We start from the raw sequence: 17,454 nt of genomic DNA, 5'->3' as shown, positions 1-17,454 counted from the left end.
CCATTGTTCTCTGTCCTTGGCGTCCCGCGGCATTTCCTGCCGTGAGAGAGCCATTGGCTCGGGAAAAGTCATTATAATGACATAGCGGCATTCGCAAGAGGTCTGCTGCGCCTCAGGAATGGCGGCGTTGGCCCCCTCACGACATTGCAGTACCCGCATCCGTTTGTTATTTAACGATAAATGTCCACATTCCAGCGCTGCAAAGAAATCTGTGACCGTGCCATGTGAGACTTTTTCGCCAGCAAGCCCTTGCGTCGCCGCGCTAACTTGTCATAACGTCATTGTGAACCGATAGGAGGATGAGGAATGTCGTTTGCCTGGACGTCGAAACTGGCACTGGCCGCAGGCCTCGCCATCCTGCCCACCACCGGCTGGGCGCAATCGGTCAACATCTCCTATCTCACCCACTGGTCGCCGGAGACGGTCGCGTTGCTGGAAGCGGCGGCCAAGGATTATGCCAAGACCAATCCGGATGTCAGCGTCACCGTGCGCGCCGTCCCCTTCGGCGACCTCCTGACCACGCTGCGCTCGCAAGGCGGCGGCGCGGACGGCCCGACGATCGGCGGCATCTACGATCTCTGGTTGCCGGAACTGGCGCGCGACAAGCTGGTCGCGCCCGCTCCCGATGCGGTGGCCAGCGAGGTCAAGGCCGCCTGGCCGGCGGGCATCACGAGCGCCGCCTCGGTCGGCGGCACGCTCTATGGTATCCCCAACGAGATCGACGTCTATGCGCTGAACTACAACAAGGCGCTGTTCAAGCAGGCCGGCATCGCGGCGCCACCCAAGACCTGGGACGAATTCAAGGATGCGGCCAAGAAGCTGACCAACAAGGATGCGGGACAGCAAGGCTTCGGCATGATCAATTCATGGGCCGCCGGTGTCGTTCATCCCTTCGCCTCGCTACTGGTCTCCAATGGCGGCGACCTGGTCAAGGACGGCAAGCCGGTGCTAGACAGCCCGCAGGCGACCGAGACCTTCCAGCTCTATGAGGACCTGATCAAGTCGGGCGCCAGCGTGCCGGCGATGGCGACCGCAGACGCCAACACCACCGGCCCCTTCCTCGACAATTTCGTCTCCGGCAAGACCGGCATGATCATCATGGCCAATTGGTGGGAGAGCGCACTGAAGGCCGGCATGGGCGACAAGTTCGCCGACATTGCAACGGCGCCGCTTCCCGTCGGCCCGAGCGGCGACAAGCCGCATTCGATCTCCTACTCCTGGATGACCGTGGTCAACGCCAATGCAGGTGCGGCCGAGCAGAAGGCGGCATGGGACTTCCTCGCCTGGCTGAACAATCCAAAGTCCGGAAAGAACGGCGCTTCCGCGATGTCGGATATCCTCATGTCGATGGGCATCCTGCCCTCACGCCTCTCCGACATCGAGGCGCACAAGGACAAGCTCGGCTCGGAATTCCTCTCCGGCTATGTCAGCGTGCTCACCGACGCCAAGCCGTTCCCGGTGGTGCCGGGCGGCCAGGAATTCTCGGAATCGCTGCAGCAGACGCTCGAGGCGTTGCAGTATGGCCAGGTCTCGGCCAAGGATGCGCAGGCGACGGCGCAGGCCGACGCCATTTCGATCCTGGAGCGCGCCGCCAAATAATGATTCAGAGGTACCGTGCCTCGGCGGGCATCATGCTGGCGCCCGCCGTGACGCTGATCGGCATCTTCGTCCTGTTGCCGATGCTGCTCACCGTCTGGCTGTCGTTCCAGGACTGGTCGACGCAGACGCCGTTTTCCAGCGCCAGCTTCATCGGCCTCGACAATTTCCACGAGATTTTCGGGGCCACCTCGATCGGCCGCGACTTCAAGGCCGCGCTCACGAACACAGCCGTCTACACCGCGCTCTCCGTCGTCCTCATCCTGCCTCTGTCGGTGGCCTTCGGCCTGATGGTCTACCAGCGCGATGTCGCCGGCGGCACGGCGCTGCGCACGGTGCTGTTTGCCACCTACATGGTGCCGATGATCGCGGTGGCGCTGGTCTGGTCGAAGCTTTATTCGCCGAGCGAAGGGCCGCTCAACCAGATGCTCGGCCTGATCGGCATGGGACCACAGCCCTTCCTGTCGTCGCCGCGCTCGGCGCTGATCTCGATCATCTTCCTCAATGTCTGGCAACAGGTCGGTTACTTCACCGTTTTGGCGATCGCCGGGCTGACGCAGATCCAAGGCAGCCTCTACGAGGCGGCGAAGCTCGATGGCGCCAACCGTTTCGAGCAGTTCCGCTTCATCACCCTGCCGCTGATACGGCGCACGCTTCTGTTCAGCGCCGTCATCGCCATCATTAACGCCGTGCAGGTGTTCGAGCCGGTTGCCCTGATCACGCAGGGCGGGCCGGTCGGCTCGACCAATGTGCTGACCTACCACATCCGCCGCGTCGGCATCGAGCGTGCGCAGGGTGGACTGGGTTCGGCCATGGCGGTGATGCTGATGCTTTCGCTGATTGTCGTCGTCTGCGCGCTGTTTGCCTTCGCCAACCGGAAGAACGACGAATGAGCGCGGGATCGTCGAGCCGGCTGTCGCGCCGGCGCCCGTCGGGCCGCAAGGCGCTGCTGGCGACGCTGATGCTGCTGGTCGCCGTCGCCTCGGCCTTCCCGCTGGTATGGATGGTGCTGTCGAGCCTCAAGACGCCGGTCGAGAGCATGCAGGTGCCGCCGGTGTGGATCCCCCTTACGCCGAGCTTTGACGCCTATGAGAAGGTGTCGGGCGTGGTCAATGTCGGCCGCTCGATGTGGAATTCCCTGGTCATCGCCTCGATTACCACCGCCGGCATTCTGCTGACCAGCATGATGGCCGGCTACGCCTTCGCCAAATACCAATTCCCCGCCAAGTCGCTGCTGTTTTCTGTGCTGATCGCCACCATGTTCCTGCCGCCGATCGTGACGCTGATCCCGCTCTATCGCCTGGTCGGCTCGATCGGCCTCAACGCCAGCCTCGCCGGCATCATCGTGCCCAATCTCGCCAACGCTTTCGGCATCTTCCTGATGCGCCAGTTCATCTCCGGCGTTCCCGACGAGCTCATCGACGCCGCGCGCATGGACGGCGCCTCGGAGTTCTTGATCCTCTACAAGATCGTCGCGCCGAGCGTCGCCCCCGCAATCGCGGCTCTGGCCCTCTTCGCCTTCGTCTATCACTGGAACAGCTATCTGTGGCCGCTGACCGTGCTGCAGGGCAATGCCGACGCCTATCCGATCGTCATCAGCCTGAGCCGTCTGCTCAGCTACAACAGGGGCGCCGTCAACACCGGCCTGGTGATGGCCGGTGCGACCCTGGCCGTGCTGCCGCCGCTCATCCTGTTCGTCTTCCTGCAGCGCTTCTTCGTCGATTCCATCGTCGGTTCGGCGATCAAGGGATAGCTGCACCAGCCTTCAAGCGCTCGGCCTGGTTCCGCCACAGATCAGATAGTAGCACTCGTCATAGCGCATGTAGTCAGCCGCGCCCTTGTCCGGCCATTCGCCCGTGTCGAAACGGATTTTGAGTAGGCTTCTGCACTGCGCCACCTTCGCTGCATTGCTGTCCGGGAACAGGGTAACGAGCAGGCCTTGCGGAGCGCCGAAGGAAACCGCCGAAAGAACGAGGCAGCCGAGGCTGGCAGCAAGGAAGAGAGACAAGTTGCGCATTGTTACCGAATACGGCTGGGCCGATGCTCTGACAATGAACAACCCATATCATGATTAACACATGCATAGCAGCGTTTTGCCCAGTAAAGCGACTGAAGAGTACTTGGCGCCCCGCCGCTGCCAGGTCTGCTGCGGCGGCGGTAGCGCCTTCGGCAGGTCAATCCCTTAGGGCAGCGCCAGTCCCCCAGGTGATTGCTTCTACCGCTGAACCGCGGCAGCTCCCGTCCTCACCCAAACCTTGCCGCCGTCCAAGCCCCACCCGCTGCATTCGACTCCACCGCCGCCGCGGCAAACTTCACCCCGCGCGCACCATCCACAACATCCGGCACCTGCGCGGCCCTTGCTGCATCGACCGCCCCACCTGACCTATGCGCACGAATAATATCAGCGGCGTCGCGGTAGAAATTGGCGAAGGCCTCGATATAGCCTTCCGGATGTGCCGCCGGCATGCGCGACACGCGCTGGGCCTCCGCCGTCGAGCCATGGCCCCCGCGCACCAGCGTGCGGGTTTCCTCGCCATAGACGGAAAAGCGCAGTTCCTCCGGCCGGCTGCCCGACCATTCTAGGCCGGCTTTGTCGCCATAGATGCGCACGGAGAGATCGTTGTAGTGGCCGGGCGACGTCTGGCTGGCCAGGATCGTGCCGCGCGCCGCGCCGGTCCAGCGCACCAGCACATGCGCATTGTCGTCGAGCCGCCGTCCCGGCACGGCGGTGAACAGATCCGCCGACACGGCTTCAGCCTCGCAGCCGGAGATATAGGTTGCCAGGTTGAAGGCATGCACGCCGATATCGGCCAGCACCGCCGACTGCCCAGCGCGCGCCGGATCTGTGCGCCACTCCGCCTGCTTCTGGCCCTCGGCGTCGATCGGCTTCGTCAGCCAGTCCTGGATGTAGGCGCCATGCACGGACACTATGCGGCCAAGCGCGCCCGCCGCCACCATCTCACGCGCCTGGCGGACCATGGCGTAGCCGGTGTTGTTGAGCGTGACGACGAAGCGACGCTTTTTCTCCCGCGCCAGCGCCACCAGCGCCTCGGCCTCATCCAGCGTCGTCGACAGCGGCTTGTCGCAGATGACGTCGATGCCGGCCTCGAGAAAGGCCGTGGCGATCGGCGCGTGCAGATGGTTGGGCGTGACGATGACCACCGCCTCGATGCCGTCCGGCCGCGCTGCTTCGGTTCGCGCCATCTCGCGATAGTCGGCATAGCTGCGATCCGGCGCGATGCCGATCTCGGCGGCCGATGCGGCGGCGTTTTCCGGGTCCGACGACAGCGCGCCGGCGACCAGCACGATCTGGTCGTCGAGGCGCATGGCGAGCCGATGCACCGCGCCGATGAAAGCGTTGCGGCCGCCGCCGACCATGCCGACCCGCAGCCGCTTGCCCGCCGATCCGTCCGATGTTGCGTAGACCATGTTTCCTCCTGGGAAGACAGTTTTGCCGTCGTCGAGTTCTGTCGCGCCCCCCTCTGTCCTACCGGACATCTCCCCCACGAGGGGGGAGATCAGGCACCACAGCGGCCTTCGCCAATCTCAGACGTCGCAAGAGGGCGCCGAAGGCGAAACTGCCAATCTCCCCACCCGTGGGGGAGATGTCCGGCAGGACAGAGGGGGGCGCCGTAGAGCGCTGCTTTTGACCGCTCGCATCAGTCACACTTTCGAACATGATTTCCAATTTTCATATTGTAAAACGATCGTATCGCGCTAGCCTGAAATCATGAGTGGGGCAAGCAAGGCATCCGGACGGTCCAGCACCGACGAGGCGGCGACGCGCAAGCGCGGGCGCTCTCTGGCCGCGCTTGGCTACATCCAGCCGCAGACCTATGAGGAGCTGCGCGCGGTGCTGTCGTCGGGCACGGTGCATTTCCCCAAGCGGCTGCGCCAGGTGGCAATCTTCCTGTGGCAGCATCCGAGCGACGTCGCGCTCGGCACCATCGCGCAGGTTGCGGCACTGGCCGGCGTGCAGCCCTCGACGCTGGTGCGCTTTGCCCAGATCTTCGGCTATTCCGGCTTTTCCGATTTCCAGGGCCTGTTCAAGGAGCACATCAAGGGCTCATGGCCGGAAGGGCGCGGCGAACCGCGCACCGAGACCGAGCCCAATCTGCATTTCCTGCACGGCATGGTCGGCGCGTCGCAGGCCTCGCTTGGCCGCATCGAGGCGGGCTTCGATGTCGCGAGTTTCGACAAGATGGTGGCGCTGCTGGCGGCCGCCGAGCTGATCTATGTCATCGGCTCCAAGCGCGCCTTTCCCGTCACCGCCTATCTCTCCCTGACACTGTCGCAGCAGGGCGTGCGCAATGTGCTGGTCGACAATGTCGGCTCCTCCGCACTCGACCAGATCGGCTGCATCAGCGGCCGGGATGCCGTGCTCGCTGTCTCGTTTAGCCCCTACAATTCGATCACGCCCGATCTCGTCGCGGTGGCGCATGAGCGCAAGGCGCGTATCGTCACCGTCACCGACAGCACCTTCAGCCCGCTGATCCCGCTCTCGGACAGCTGGCTGGAAGTGGTGGAATCTGACTTTGCCGGCTTCCGCTCACTGGCGGCCTCGCTCGCCGTTGGGATGGCGCTGGTCCATGGCGTGGCGGCGCGGCGCGACGAATGAGGCGTCACTGGTCCAATTGACAATCGGGAATTGCCGTTCCATATTTCTCAAAATAGAAACTTTATTCCCGGGAGGAGGAATGGAGATCCGGCTTGGCGGCAAGGTGGCTCTGGTCACCGGGTCGACGCAAGGCATTGGCCGCGCCATTGCCGAGACGCTGGCGCGTTCCGGTGCCGCCGGGCTGTTGGTCACCGGGCGCGAGAGGGCGCGTGGCGAGGCCGTGGCGGCCGAGCTTTCGCAATTGGGCACGCCGACCATCTTCGTCGCCGCCGACCTTGCCGATCCTGACGCCCCCACCCTTCTGGCGCAGGCCTGCATCGAGCGCTTCGGCCGCATCGATGCGCTGGTCAACGCCGCCGGCCTGACCGATCGCGCCTCTTTCCTCGACGCCAGCCTCGACGACTGGGCGTCACTGTTTGCCGTCAATGCGCGCGCGCCGTTCTTCCTGATGCAGGCGGCGATTGCCGACATGAAGCAGCGCGGCCAAGGTGGCGCCATTCTCAACATTCTGTCGATCAACGCCCATTGCGGCTCGCCGGAGCTTGCCGTCTATTCCGCCACCAAGGGCGCGCTGGCGACGCTGACCAAGAACGCCGCCAACGCCCACCGTTTCGACCGCATCCGCGTCAACGGCATCAATGTCGGTTGGACGGACACGCCGGCCGAACGCATCATGCAGGCGGAGACTTTGGGCAACGGCCCTGGCTGGCTCGAGAAGGCCAACGCCGCGCAGCCTTTCGGCCGGTTGCTGACGCCGGACGACATCGCCAGCCTCGCCGTCTTCCTGCTGTCCGACGCCGCCGGCCCGATGACCGGCGCGGTCATCGACCAGGAGCAGGCGGTGATCGGAGCGAACCGGTGAGCGCTTCCATCGAAACGCTTGGGCCGGCGCTGCTCGATCGCTTGCCGGCATCGGTGCAGACACCGTCCTATGACCGTACGCTCCTCTCGCCCGGCATGGCGCATCTCGGCGTCGGCGCTTTCCATCGCTGCCATCAGGCCGAATACACCGACGATCTCATCTCGCTGCGCTTCGACCGCTGGGGCATCGTCGGCATCAACATCCGTCCGCCCCGCCTTGCCGACACGCTGGGACGGCAGGGCGGGCTCTACACAAGGCTGATCCGCGAGAACAGCCACATCGAGGCGCGCGTCATCGGCAGCATCGTCCGGGTGGTCGACAGCCAGGAGAGTGCGGCACCGGCGCTCGGCGTGCTGATCTCACCCGATATCGAGCTGGTGACGATGACGGTGACCGAAAAAGGCTATTGCCACATCCCGTCCAGCGGCGAACTCGACCTTGGCCATCCCGACATCGTCCACGACCTCGCCAACCCCGAGACGCCACGCAGCGTGCCCGGCCTGCTGGTGCGGGCGCTGGAGCAGCGCAGGGCCACACATGAGCGACCCATAACGTTTCTCTCCTGTGACAACATCCCGACCAACGGTACTATTCTGAACAATGTCGTGCGGACGTTTGCCGAACGGCGGAGCAAAGGGCTGGCCCGCTGGATAGAGGCCAATGTCGCGTTCCCCGCGGCCATGGTCGACCGCATCGCGCCGGCGGTGACGCAGGATGACCTCGACAGTGTCGAACAATGGTTCGGCTACCACGATGCCGCCGTCGCTGTCGGTGAGCCGTTCCGGCAATGGGTGATCGAGGAAAAATTCGCCGGCCGCATGCCGCGCTGGGATCTGGTCGGCGCCACCTTTGTCGACGACGTCACGCCGTTTGAGCATCTCAAGATGCGGGTGCTGAATGGCGCCCAGACGGCACTCGCCACGCTCGGCGTTCTGGCTGGTCTCGAGCACACATCGGATGCAATGGCCGACCCGCTGCTGTCGGACTTCATCAGGCGCATGCTGGTCGAAGAGACTGTGCCGACGCTGATGCCGGTGCCGGGCATCCTGCCGCTTGCCTATGTCGAGCAGAGCCTCGGCCGGCTGAAGAACACCGCGATCCGCCACCGCAACCACCAGGTCGCAACCGACGGTTCGCAGAAGATCGTCCAGCGCCTGCTCAACCCGATCCGCGACCGGCTTGCGATGGGCCAGAGCATCGGCCTGCTGTCGGTGCCGGTCGCCGGCTGGATGGCCTATCTGATCCAGGCCTCGGAACGTTTCGGCAGACGCTGGCCGGTGTCGGATCCCTATGCCGGCAAGGTCGCCGCAATCGCCGACGCGACGGGTCCCGATGCCAGCGCGCTGGTGTCCGCCATCCTTGCCATCGACGGGATATTCGACCCCGGCCTTGCCGTTGACGGGACGTTCCGCGCGGCCGTGATATCGGCGCTGGGCGACCTGCTGTCGGACGATCCGATGGCGGCTGTCCGGCACAGTCTCGAACAAGATGAGGTCGCGAGGTTGAAGCGATCCAAACAATCGGCATTATAGTCGTCGGGGTCTAGGGAGGCAGAATGAAACTAGGAGTGCTTACAGCACCTTTTGCGGAGACGCCGCTTGGCGAGGTTGCCGACTGGGCGCACTCGGCCGGCTTCGAGGCGCTGGAAATCGCCTGCTGGCCGAAGACCTCCGGCGCGACGCGGCGCTATGCCGGCACCAGCCATATCGATGCCGCTTCCACCTCGCTCGCGCAGGCCAAGGAGATCGTCGCCTCGCTGACGGAGAAGAAGCTGACGGTCTCCGGCCTCGGCTACTATCCCAACCCACTGCATCCGGACCCTGCCCATCGCGAGGCCGTCATCGGCCATCTGAAGAAGGTCATCGTGCTGGCCGCCAATATGGGCGTGCCGGTGGTCAACACCTTCTGCGGTGGCGATGCCTCGAAGACCGTCGACGTCAACTGGCAGGACGCGCTGAAAGTCTGGCCCGAGACCGTCGCCTATGCGCGCGGCCACGGGGTAAAACTCGCCTTCGAGAACTGCCCGATGATCTTCAGTTATGACGAGTGGCCGGGCGGGCACAACATCGCCTATTCGCCCTACATCTGGCGGCGCATCCTCGAGGCCTGGGGCGGCGAGGTCGGCATGAATTTCGACCCCTCGCATCTGGTCTGGCAGATGATCGACCAGGGCCGCTTCATCAAGGAGTTCGGCCCCTACATGCTGCATGTCCACGCCAAGGATTTGATGATCGATCATGATGGTTTGTATGAGCGCGGGATTCTTTCCGCCGGGATAGGCTGGCAGGTGCCGCGCATGCCGGGATTGGGCGATGTCGACTGGAGCGGCTTCTTCTCCGGCCTCTACCGCGCCGGCTATGACGGCTCGGTCATCATCGAACATGAGGACAGGCGGTTTGAAGGCAACGACGATGCGGTGAAGCGGGGCTTCCTGCTCGCCCGCGACGTGCTGCGCCCCTTCGTCAAATGACGAGGTGAATGACTTGGTCTGAACCTGCCGAAGGGTCTGACCCTGAGACGAAAAACAACAATGTGGAGGAGTACTGACATGAAGAAAATACTGACCATGGTCCCGTTGCTTGCGGGCGCTGCCTTGCTGGCATCGATGGGCGTGTCGTCGGCCGAAGCCAAATATACGATCGGCATTTCCAACACCGTGCAGGGCAATGGCTGGCGCGAGGAAATGGTCTGCGCCATGAAGGCGCAGGCGCTGGCTTCGGGCGAAGTGACGAAGCTCAACATCGCCCACCGCAACACCGATGCCGCCGGCCAGCTCGAAGACATCCGCAATCTGATCAGCGCCAAGGTCGACGCCATCGTCGTCAACCCCGCTGATCCCGCCGGCATCAAGGCGGGCCTGGAAGAAGCCACCAAGGCCGGCATCGTCGTCGTTGCCGTCGACCAGGCGGTGACCGAACCGTCGGCCTACATCATCTCCAACAACCAGGAACAGTATGCCTATCTCGGCGCCAAATGGCTGTTCCAGCAGATGGGCGGCAAGGGCGAAGTGTTCTACATGCGCGGCGCCGCCGGCGCCTCGGCCGATAGCGATCGCGACAAAGGCTTCAAGAAGGCGCTGGCTGAAAACCCCGGCGTGAAGGTGGCTCAGGAAGTCTTCACCGGCTGGCAGCAGGATCAGGCCAAGCAGCAGATGCTGTCGTTCCTGGCCACCGGCACGCCGTTCAACGGTGTGTGGACCTCCGGCATCGACAACGTCATCGTCGACGCGCTGGTCGAATCGCAGGCGCCGCTGGTGCCGGTGGTCGGCGCCGACAATGCCGGCTTCGTCGGCCAGCTGAGCTCGGTGAAAGGTCTCGTCGGTGCAGCCGTCACCAACCCCGGCTCGATCGGCGGCGCGGGCGTGACGCTCGCGCTGCAGATCCTCGACGGCAAGAAGCCGGCGCAGCAGACCGTGCTGGTCGACCCGCAGCTGTGGGACAACGCCACCGACGAAGGCAAGGCCAAGCTGAAGGCAGCCGCCGACCCGTCGCTCAGCCCGGAATGGCCGGTCTCGATCTCGATCCCGGAGTGGACGACCTACACGAAGGAGCAGATCGTGGCCTGCAAGGGGCCGGGGGAGTAAGCCTGGTTTGAATGAACTGGCGAGGACGGCGAACGGCCGTCCTCGTCACACAGACTAGCGCTCTACGGCGCCCCCTCTGTCCTGCCGGACATCTCCCCCACAGGTGGGGAGATTGGCTGTCATCTCGGCTTTCGCTAATTTTCTACGTCGCAAGACGAGGGGCGGCGCCGGAACTGCCAATCTCCCCCCTTGTGGGGAGATGTCCGGCAGGACAGAGGGGGGCGCCGTAGAGCGCCGACATTAGTTTCTGGAACCATCAATTTTGACAACAAACCATTTGACCACCAGCCCCCTCCTCGACGCCACCGGCGTCGCCAAGAACTACGGCGCGGTTGCAGCGCTTCGCAACGCGTCGCTCTCCGTGCTGCCGGGCGAGGTCCACGCGCTGATGGGCGCCAACGGCGCCGGCAAGTCGACGCTGGTGAAGATCCTGACAGGCGCCATTCCGGCGAACGCCGGCCGCATCCTGATCCGCGGCGAGGCGCGCGACATTCGCTCGCCGGCCGCCGCGCGCCGCGCCGGGCTGCTGCCGGTCTACCAGGAGCCGTCGCTAATCCCCGATCTCGACGTTCTCTCCAATCTCAGGCTCACCGGCACGCCGGTCGAGCCGTTCCGCGCCTGGGTGCGCGAGCTCGGCATCACCGACCTCGATCTGCGCGACACCGCGCGCGACATTCCGCTGGCCGTGCTGCGCGTGCTCGACCTGGCGCGGGCGCTCGCCGTCGAGCCGGACGTGCTGCTGCTCGACGAGATGACGGCGGCCCTGCCCGCCAACCTCGCCGAAAAAGTGCTGGAAGTGGTGCGCCGCCAGGGCGATTCAGGCCGCGCCGTGATCTTCATCTCGCACCGCTTCGTCGAAATCTCCGCACTATGCGACCGCGCCACCGTGCTGCGCGACGGCGAGACCGTCGGCGTCGTCGACATCGTGCCGGGCGTGGAAGAAAAGATCGTCGAGCTGATGCTCGGCACCCGCATCGTCAAAACCCATGTCGCCGCCCGCAGTGCCGCCGAGAAGGCCGCGCCCGCAGCTGCCCGGCCGCGCATTTCGGTGCGCAATCTCCGCGTCGGAGCCAAGCTCAGCGATGTCTCCTTCGATCTCGCCGACGGCGAAGTCGCCGGCGTCGTCGCGCTCGAAGGCCAGGGCCAGGACGAGTTGTTCGCCGCCCTTGCCGGCTCGATCCGGCCCTCCGGCGGCGCGATCGAAGTCGATGGCCAGCCGGTGAAATTCTCGCATCCGATCGACGCCATCCGCGCCGGCATTGCCTATGTGCCGGGCGACCGCTCGGAAGCGCTCGCCATGCAGCGCTCGGTGCGTGAAAACATCGCCCTGCCCTTCAGCGCTGCCTTGCGCAACTGGGGCCCGATCAACATGCGACGTGAGCGCGCCACGGTGCTCAGCGCCATCGAGCGGCTGCAGATCGACACCCGCGCGCAAGGCGAGGTGCAGCGCCTGTCCGGCGGCAACCAGCAGAAGGTGACCATCGCCCGCTGGATCGCGGCGGATGCCCGCACCATCCTGTGCTTCGACCCGACGCGCGGCATCGATGTCGGCACCAAGCAGGAGATCTACAAGCTGCTGCGCGAACTCGCCGGCAACGGCAAGTCGGTGCTGTTCTACACCTCGGAACTCGAAGAGGTGCAGCGCGTCTGCGACCGCGTCATCGTCATCTTCGGCGGCCGCCTCGTCGACATTTTTCCGGTCGAGGAGGCCGACGAGCCGGCGCTGATGCGCGCCGCCTACGGCCTGCCGCGCGGCGCTAAGGCCGATATCGGCATATTGGCTGGTCCGACCGCGAACGCTTCGGCTTCGCCGGAGGCCGCGCCATGAACCATTTCCTGCGCCGCCAGGGCTGGGTCGTCGGCCTGTTCGCCCTCCTCATCGTCCTGTTCATCGCCACCAGGATCATCCAGCCCGCCTATGGCAGCAATGATTTCGGCTCGCTCGCCCGCGCCGTTCTGCCCTATGCCTTCGCAGTCGCCGCGCAGACGGTGGTCGTCATCGCCGGCGGCATCGATCTGTCGGTCGCCGCCATGATGGCGCTGACCAGCGTCACCGCGGCGTCGATGATGAATGGCGCGAGCGAGGAATACGCGCTGTTCGTCGTGCCCTTCGTGCTCGCCATGGGTTTTGCGCTCGGCGCGCTCAACGGCCTGCTCATCGTCGTCACCCGCGTGCCCGACATTGTCGTCACGCTCGCCATGCTGTTCGTGCTGCAGGGCGCCGCCCTGCTGGTGCTCGACGCGCCGGGCGGCGGCATCGCCGAATGGCTGAAGGCGCTGATCTCCGGCACGGTACCGATCCCCGGCCTGCCCGACGCCGTCGACGCCTGGCTGCCCAAGGCGCTGCTGGTGCTGATCGTGAGCCTCTGCGTCATCTGGATCCCGCTGCGGCGCTCGCGCCTAGGCCTCTCCATCTACGCCATCGGCTCGAGCGAACTGGCGGGGTTTCGCTCCGGCGTGCCGGTCAAGCGCACCCGCATCATCGCCTATGGGCTGTCCGGCCTGTTCGCCGCCTTTGGCGGCCTGGCGCTGACCATGAGCACCGGCATCGGCGCGCCCATCCCCGGCCCCTATCTGCTCGCCAGCGTCGCCGCCGTGGTGCTGGGCGGCGTCGCGCTCGGCGGCGGCAAGGGCGGCCTGCTCGGCCCGATCGTCGCCGTCTTCGTGTTGCGCCTGGTGCGCACGGATTTGACGCTGCTCGCTATCGACCCGAATGTCACGGCTATTATCGAGGGGCTGATCATGGTGGCGGTGGTGATGTTCGGGGCGTTTATCACGATGCGGGGGCGGCAATGATGGGAGGGCTGTCGCAAAGAGACGTCGGCGTTCCTTCGCGCCCGCCTCTGTCCTGCCGGACATCTCCCCCACAAGGGGGGAGATCAGCTGTCATCGCCGCTTTCGCCAGCCTTCAACGTTGCAAAAAGGAGCGAGGCGCTGGAGCTGCCAATCTCCCCACAAGTGGGGGAGATGGCCGGCAGGCCAGAGGGGGGCGCCGTAGAGCACTGTCCTCGCCAACTTGCCGCACCTTGCAAACCTCATCGCGAGCAAGAGCCGCCCCATGAGCACCACCGCCATCACCCCGGTCCCCTTCGGCCGCCGCATAAAGCGCTTCATGGCCGATCGCCCGCTCATCCCGCTGATCGTCCTGCTCGCCATCCTGGTTATAATCCTGCAGATCCTGCGCCCCGGCATCGTCAACGAGCGCTGGATCGCCAACACTATTAAATTCGCCATACCGCTGGCGATCCTGGCGGGATGCCAGACCATGACCATGCTGACCGGCGGCATCGACCTGTCGGTCGGCACGGTGGCAACGATGAGCGCCTTCATCATGGCGACGCAAGTGGTCAACCAGGACCCGGCGGTGGCGTTCCTCCTGGCGATGATGCCGGCGGTGCTGATCGGCCTCGTTAACGGCATCGGCGTCGGCGTCTTCCGCGTCCACCCGCTGATCATGACGCTGGGCACCAGCCTGATCGGCACCGGCTGCCTGCAGGTCTACCAGCGCACGGTGATCGCGTCGGGCGCAAAAATCCCCGACTTCCTGGCTTGGCTCGGCACCGGCGTGACATGGGGCTTCCCCAACGCGCTGCTTTTGTTCGTGCCGCTCGCCGCCCTCATCGTCTTCACGCTCGCCCGCACCGGCTTCGGCCGCCTGCTCTACGCCGTCGGCGACAATGAGCGCGCGACCCGCCTGTCGGGCGTGCAATACTGGCAGGTCATCACCGCGCTCTACGTCACCTCCAGCGTGCTCGCCGGCATCACCGGCCTGCTCTATATCGGCCTGATCAAGGCGCCGTCGCTGTCGCTCGCCGAACCGCTGGTGCTGCCCTCGGTCGCCGCCGCCGTCATCGGCGGCACCTCCATCTTCGGCGGCCGCGGCGGCTACACCGGCACCATCATCGGCGCCCTGATCCTGACCGTGCTGACGACGCTGCTGACCATCCTGCAGATGCCGGAGGGGGCACGGCGGATCTTGTTCGGGCTGATCGTGCTGTTCGTGACGGCGGCGTATTTGCGGATTGTGGAGGAGCGGTAGTGGCTGGCGCCCGACGCTGCATTGGGCGAAGCTTCCCCATCCAAGGTTCAGGCCAAGCGCACGGGAGCAAGTTCCCCCTCACCCGGATTGCCAACCGAATTGCGAAGGGCAATTCGGGGCAATCCGACCTCTCCCCGAGGGGAGAGGAGGGCGCCAGCGTCAACGCCAGCCTCTTCTCCCCGCGGGGAGAAGGTGGCCGCGAAGCGGCCGGATGAGGGGGCTGGCGCAGCCATAGGCGATTATCATCGCCCCAGACGAGCTTACCCCACCGAGAACGCGAGGGAGCGCCCCCTACTTCAACGAAATCGCCATCCCGCTCAAATCCGCATTCACCTGCAGCCCCACCTGCCGGCCCGTAAGCTCGAGCTGGGCGCCCTTGTCGTTGGTCATGACGATCACCTGCGCCCCCTTGCCGAGCGCGCCGCCACCGCCGGCCGCGCCATAAACCCCGGTCGCATCCCGCACCCTGCGGATATGGCGCACGGTGCCCCGGAAATAGGTCTTGGAAACCCCGAAGGCGAAGCCGCCCGAAACGCCGCCGATCGTGATGGGATAGGAGCGGCCGTGGAAGGTCAGCGTCCCCTCGCCGCCGGAACCGCCGACGAAGAAGGCCGCCTTGTAGACGGCAAAGCGGATCGTGCCGCTATCGGCATGCGCGGCGCTGGCAGCGCTGACGGACACAGTTGTGATGGCCGCAACCGCAAGCGAACGAAAGCTGGACGAGATGGTCATGGTGGGAGCTCCTCAAGTGCGCCGCTTGCCCAGCCGGCAGGCGGCGTCGAATTCGTAACCAACTTGAACAATCTAGCCCGTGATTTGGTTCCAGGCAGGCTGTGACAAGATCCGACGAAACGTGACGTGGTGTACTTTCGGGTTGCGGAGGAGGCGGCGCCTATTTTCTCTTCCTGAGCACTTTTCGCAGCATTAACTTCAGCCGCCTCATCTGGTAATGGCGCCGCAACTTGGCCAGCGCCGACTGGTGGGCGGTGTCGATTGCAGCCAGCGAGTCCGCCTCGGTAGCCTGCGGCAGCGCGAGCAGCGCGTCGGCCTGAAGATCGGCAAAGGGCTTGGGGTCATAGCTGGCGAACGGCGTCGGCGGGTCGCTGAGCACGGTGGGGTTGCTGTTGATCTCGAACACCACCAGCCTGCCGTCGACGAATGTGTAGTCGATGCGTCCATACTGCATATGGGCTTTTTCGAAGACCCGCATGACCGCATTGGCGTCAGGATTCGTATCGATATAGGTCCTGATTTCTTCGATATGCGCCGGCAGCAATTGCTCGGGCGAATTCTTGACGAACCACGATTTCGACATGGCGCAATGCTGGCCGTAGATCGTATCGCCGACCCGAAACGCCGCGTACTTCCTGAAATAACCGTCCATTCCGGGGGTGCCGATCATCTCCACCACCATCGGCCGCACTAGATCGCTACCGTCCAGCCGGGCGATCGCGGCGTCCAGCGCCGGCCGGTCGTGCAGCAGCGGCGGCTCCCTGTAGAGTGCGCCCGTCTCGTCGCGGATGAAAACGGGATAGCGTATCGGCTCTTCCAACTCGTCCGGCCTGAACACACGAAAAGCGTTGCTGCCGTCGGCGTGAAGCAGGCGCAGCAGGTCGAAGCGCTGCAGGCTGGCGGTCGGGTGATTGAGCTGCGTCAGGCCGGTGTTGTCAGCCAGTTCGGCGCTGATGCCGGCCGCGCGGCTCAATTCGTCCGATGTCAGCCGGTCCATGTCGGACCAGATGACCACCCCGGCGCGAACGCCGCGCAGCAGCCCGGCATCCTCGTAGCGCACCAGCCGGAACCACGCCTCCAGGTCAGTCCGGTGATACAGAAGCACCACCGCCTGCGTGTAGGCGTGCTCCCGATGCGCGACGTAAAATATCATGCGTTTCCGTTGTCCGTATGTAATTGCAAAGGGGAACCATGATGATTAGACAGGCTTGTGAAAGCCGTGAAATGGTTCTCGATCCGGCATGCGTCAAACAGGAGATAGAACAGGTTGACGTTTCCGTGAAGCTGCAAACCGCATTGGCAAGAAACTGCCATGCGCCATCAACGCGTTAGAAGTCGAGGCAGCCGACACATGAATTTAGACGATGTTGCGATACCCATCCGCCGGTTAGAGCTGGAAGACATGCCGTTGCTGATGGAGCTTGAGGCTGCCGCCTGGGCAGCCCCGCTGCAGGCGAGCGAAACGACCATCCGCCACCGGCTGGCACTCGGACACACCATGTTCGGCGCGATCGATGGCGATCTGCTTGCCGGCACCATCTGCTTTGCCGAGACCAGCCAGGATCCGCTGGTGCGCGCCGATTTCCCCAGGAATTTCGATGCCTATGCATCGCTGCCGCGCAGCGAGCCGGTTTACGCGCTTTACGCCTACAATCTCTGCGTCCGGCCGAGCCATCGCGGCACCAACACGGCGGTGCGGCTCTTGAAGGAGATGGAGAGCCACGGCCGCCGCCTGGGCGCCAGCTGGCTGATCGGCGATGGCCGCTGCTCGTCCTATGCCGGCTCCTCGGGCGACGAGTATGATCATGTCAAGGCCGATGCGCGGTTCCGCGCCACCATCGACCGCTGGAACCAGACCGGCACAAGACCGCCGCTGGAAGAGATCATCCGCGATCCGCTGCTGCGCATGCACTACCGCGTCTACGGATGCGAGTTCCTCTACGTCATGCCGGACTTCTTCCCGCAGGACGCCACGTCAGGCGGCTTCAGGGTCATTTCAGCCAAGAATCTCAAGGCATGAGATT

General features: G+C 64.8%; 16 protein-coding genes. 12 read left to right on the top strand and 4 right to left on the bottom strand.

The features are described from left to right. Positions 1-306 precede the first annotated feature (306 nt). The 3 genes from NKI64_RS04565 to NKI64_RS04555 are packed head-to-tail and all read left to right on the top strand — an operon-like array spanning position 307 to position 3,349. Entirely contained in the window at positions 307-1,599 is a 1,293-nt protein-coding gene (locus tag NKI64_RS04565; RefSeq protein WP_023726492.1) for an ABC transporter substrate-binding protein, read from the top strand. Beyond that, positions 1,599-2,489, top strand: coding sequence for a carbohydrate ABC transporter permease (locus NKI64_RS04560; protein ID WP_352666674.1), 891 nt, complete (start codon positions 1,599-1,601; stop codon positions 2,487-2,489). Before NKI64_RS04565 ends, NKI64_RS04560 begins: the two co-directional genes overlap by 1 nt. Continuing rightward, on the top strand, positions 2,486-3,349 hold the full coding sequence (locus NKI64_RS04555; RefSeq protein ID WP_352666671.1) for a carbohydrate ABC transporter permease: 864 nt from the start codon (positions 2,486-2,488) through the stop codon (positions 3,347-3,349). Before NKI64_RS04560 ends, NKI64_RS04555 begins: the two co-directional genes overlap by 4 nt. A gap of 12 nt (positions 3,350-3,361) precedes the next feature. Here NKI64_RS04555 and NKI64_RS04550 read toward each other — a convergent pair whose 3' ends face one another. Both NKI64_RS04550 and NKI64_RS04545 read right to left on the bottom strand, forming a co-directional pair. Continuing rightward, positions 3,362-3,604 (bottom strand): hypothetical protein, encoded by a 243-nt coding sequence (locus NKI64_RS04550; RefSeq protein ID WP_156941790.1) that lies wholly within the window; start codon positions 3,602-3,604, stop codon positions 3,362-3,364. A gap of 236 nt (positions 3,605-3,840) precedes the next feature. Continuing rightward, positions 3,841-5,025 (bottom strand): Gfo/Idh/MocA family protein, encoded by a 1,185-nt coding sequence (locus tag NKI64_RS04545; RefSeq protein ID WP_023698625.1) that lies wholly within the window; start codon positions 5,023-5,025, stop codon positions 3,841-3,843. Positions 5,026-5,326: 301 nt separating this feature from the next. On the opposite strand from NKI64_RS04545, the gene NKI64_RS04540 reads away from it, so the two are divergent. From NKI64_RS04540 to NKI64_RS04505, 8 genes are all read left to right on the top strand, one after another. Then, a complete protein-coding gene (locus tag NKI64_RS04540; RefSeq protein ID WP_352666667.1) occupies positions 5,327-6,214 on the top strand; it encodes a MurR/RpiR family transcriptional regulator in 888 nt (295 codons plus the stop codon). Positions 6,215-6,293: 79 nt separating this feature from the next. Then, positions 6,294-7,076, top strand: coding sequence for an SDR family oxidoreductase (locus NKI64_RS04535; protein ID WP_352666664.1), 783 nt, complete (start codon positions 6,294-6,296; stop codon positions 7,074-7,076). Continuing rightward, complete coding sequence (locus NKI64_RS04530; RefSeq protein WP_352666661.1) at positions 7,073-8,608, top strand: mannitol dehydrogenase family protein; 1,536 nt, start codon at positions 7,073-7,075, stop codon at positions 8,606-8,608. Before NKI64_RS04535 ends, NKI64_RS04530 begins: the two co-directional genes overlap by 4 nt. 23 nt (positions 8,609-8,631) lie before the next feature. Then, on the top strand, positions 8,632-9,546 hold the full coding sequence (locus NKI64_RS04525) for a sugar phosphate isomerase/epimerase family protein (RefSeq protein WP_352666658.1): 915 nt from the start codon (positions 8,632-8,634) through the stop codon (positions 9,544-9,546). Between the two features lie 78 nt (positions 9,547-9,624). Further along, complete coding sequence (locus NKI64_RS04520) at positions 9,625-10,659, top strand: ABC transporter substrate-binding protein (RefSeq protein WP_023704174.1); 1,035 nt, start codon at positions 9,625-9,627, stop codon at positions 10,657-10,659. A gap of 277 nt (positions 10,660-10,936) precedes the next feature. Next, positions 10,937-12,487 carry a sugar ABC transporter ATP-binding protein gene (locus NKI64_RS04515; protein WP_352666655.1) on the top strand — a complete coding sequence of 517 codons (1,551 nt, stop codon included), beginning with the start codon at positions 10,937-10,939 and terminating at the stop codon, positions 12,485-12,487. Next, positions 12,484-13,455 carry an ABC transporter permease gene (locus NKI64_RS04510; RefSeq protein ID WP_352666652.1) on the top strand — a complete coding sequence of 324 codons (972 nt, stop codon included), beginning with the start codon at positions 12,484-12,486 and terminating at the stop codon, positions 13,453-13,455. The genes NKI64_RS04515 and NKI64_RS04510 overlap by 4 nt, the downstream gene beginning before the upstream one ends. 262 nt (positions 13,456-13,717) lie before the next feature. Further along, positions 13,718-14,698 carry an ABC transporter permease gene (locus tag NKI64_RS04505; protein ID WP_023728503.1) on the top strand — a complete coding sequence of 327 codons (981 nt, stop codon included), beginning with the start codon at positions 13,718-13,720 and terminating at the stop codon, positions 14,696-14,698. Between the two features lie 291 nt (positions 14,699-14,989). Here the strand turns inward: NKI64_RS04505 and NKI64_RS04500 are convergent, their stop codons facing one another. Together NKI64_RS04500 and NKI64_RS04495 are read right to left on the bottom strand one after the other, a co-directional pair. After that, positions 14,990-15,430: a lipid-binding SYLF domain-containing protein gene (locus NKI64_RS04500; RefSeq protein ID WP_023686526.1), complete on the bottom strand. Its 441-nt coding sequence runs from the start codon at positions 15,428-15,430 to the stop codon at positions 14,990-14,992. A gap of 160 nt (positions 15,431-15,590) precedes the next feature. Beyond that, positions 15,591-16,583, bottom strand: a complete 993-nt coding sequence (locus NKI64_RS04495) for a hypothetical protein (RefSeq protein WP_023710848.1) — start codon at positions 16,581-16,583, stop codon at positions 15,591-15,593. Between the two features lie 198 nt (positions 16,584-16,781). On the opposite strand from NKI64_RS04495, the gene NKI64_RS04490 reads away from it, so the two are divergent. Continuing rightward, positions 16,782-17,450 (top strand): GNAT family N-acetyltransferase, encoded by a 669-nt coding sequence (locus NKI64_RS04490; RefSeq protein ID WP_031199642.1) that lies wholly within the window; start codon positions 16,782-16,784, stop codon positions 17,448-17,450. Positions 17,451-17,454: the final 4 nt, after the last annotated feature.

This window comes from Mesorhizobium sp. M0478 (assembly GCF_040321305.1).
Taxonomy (GTDB): Bacteria; Pseudomonadota; Alphaproteobacteria; order Rhizobiales; family Rhizobiaceae; genus Mesorhizobium.
Note: the sequence above shows the minus strand (reverse complement) of the source record. Positions and strands in the feature narration are given on the sequence as shown.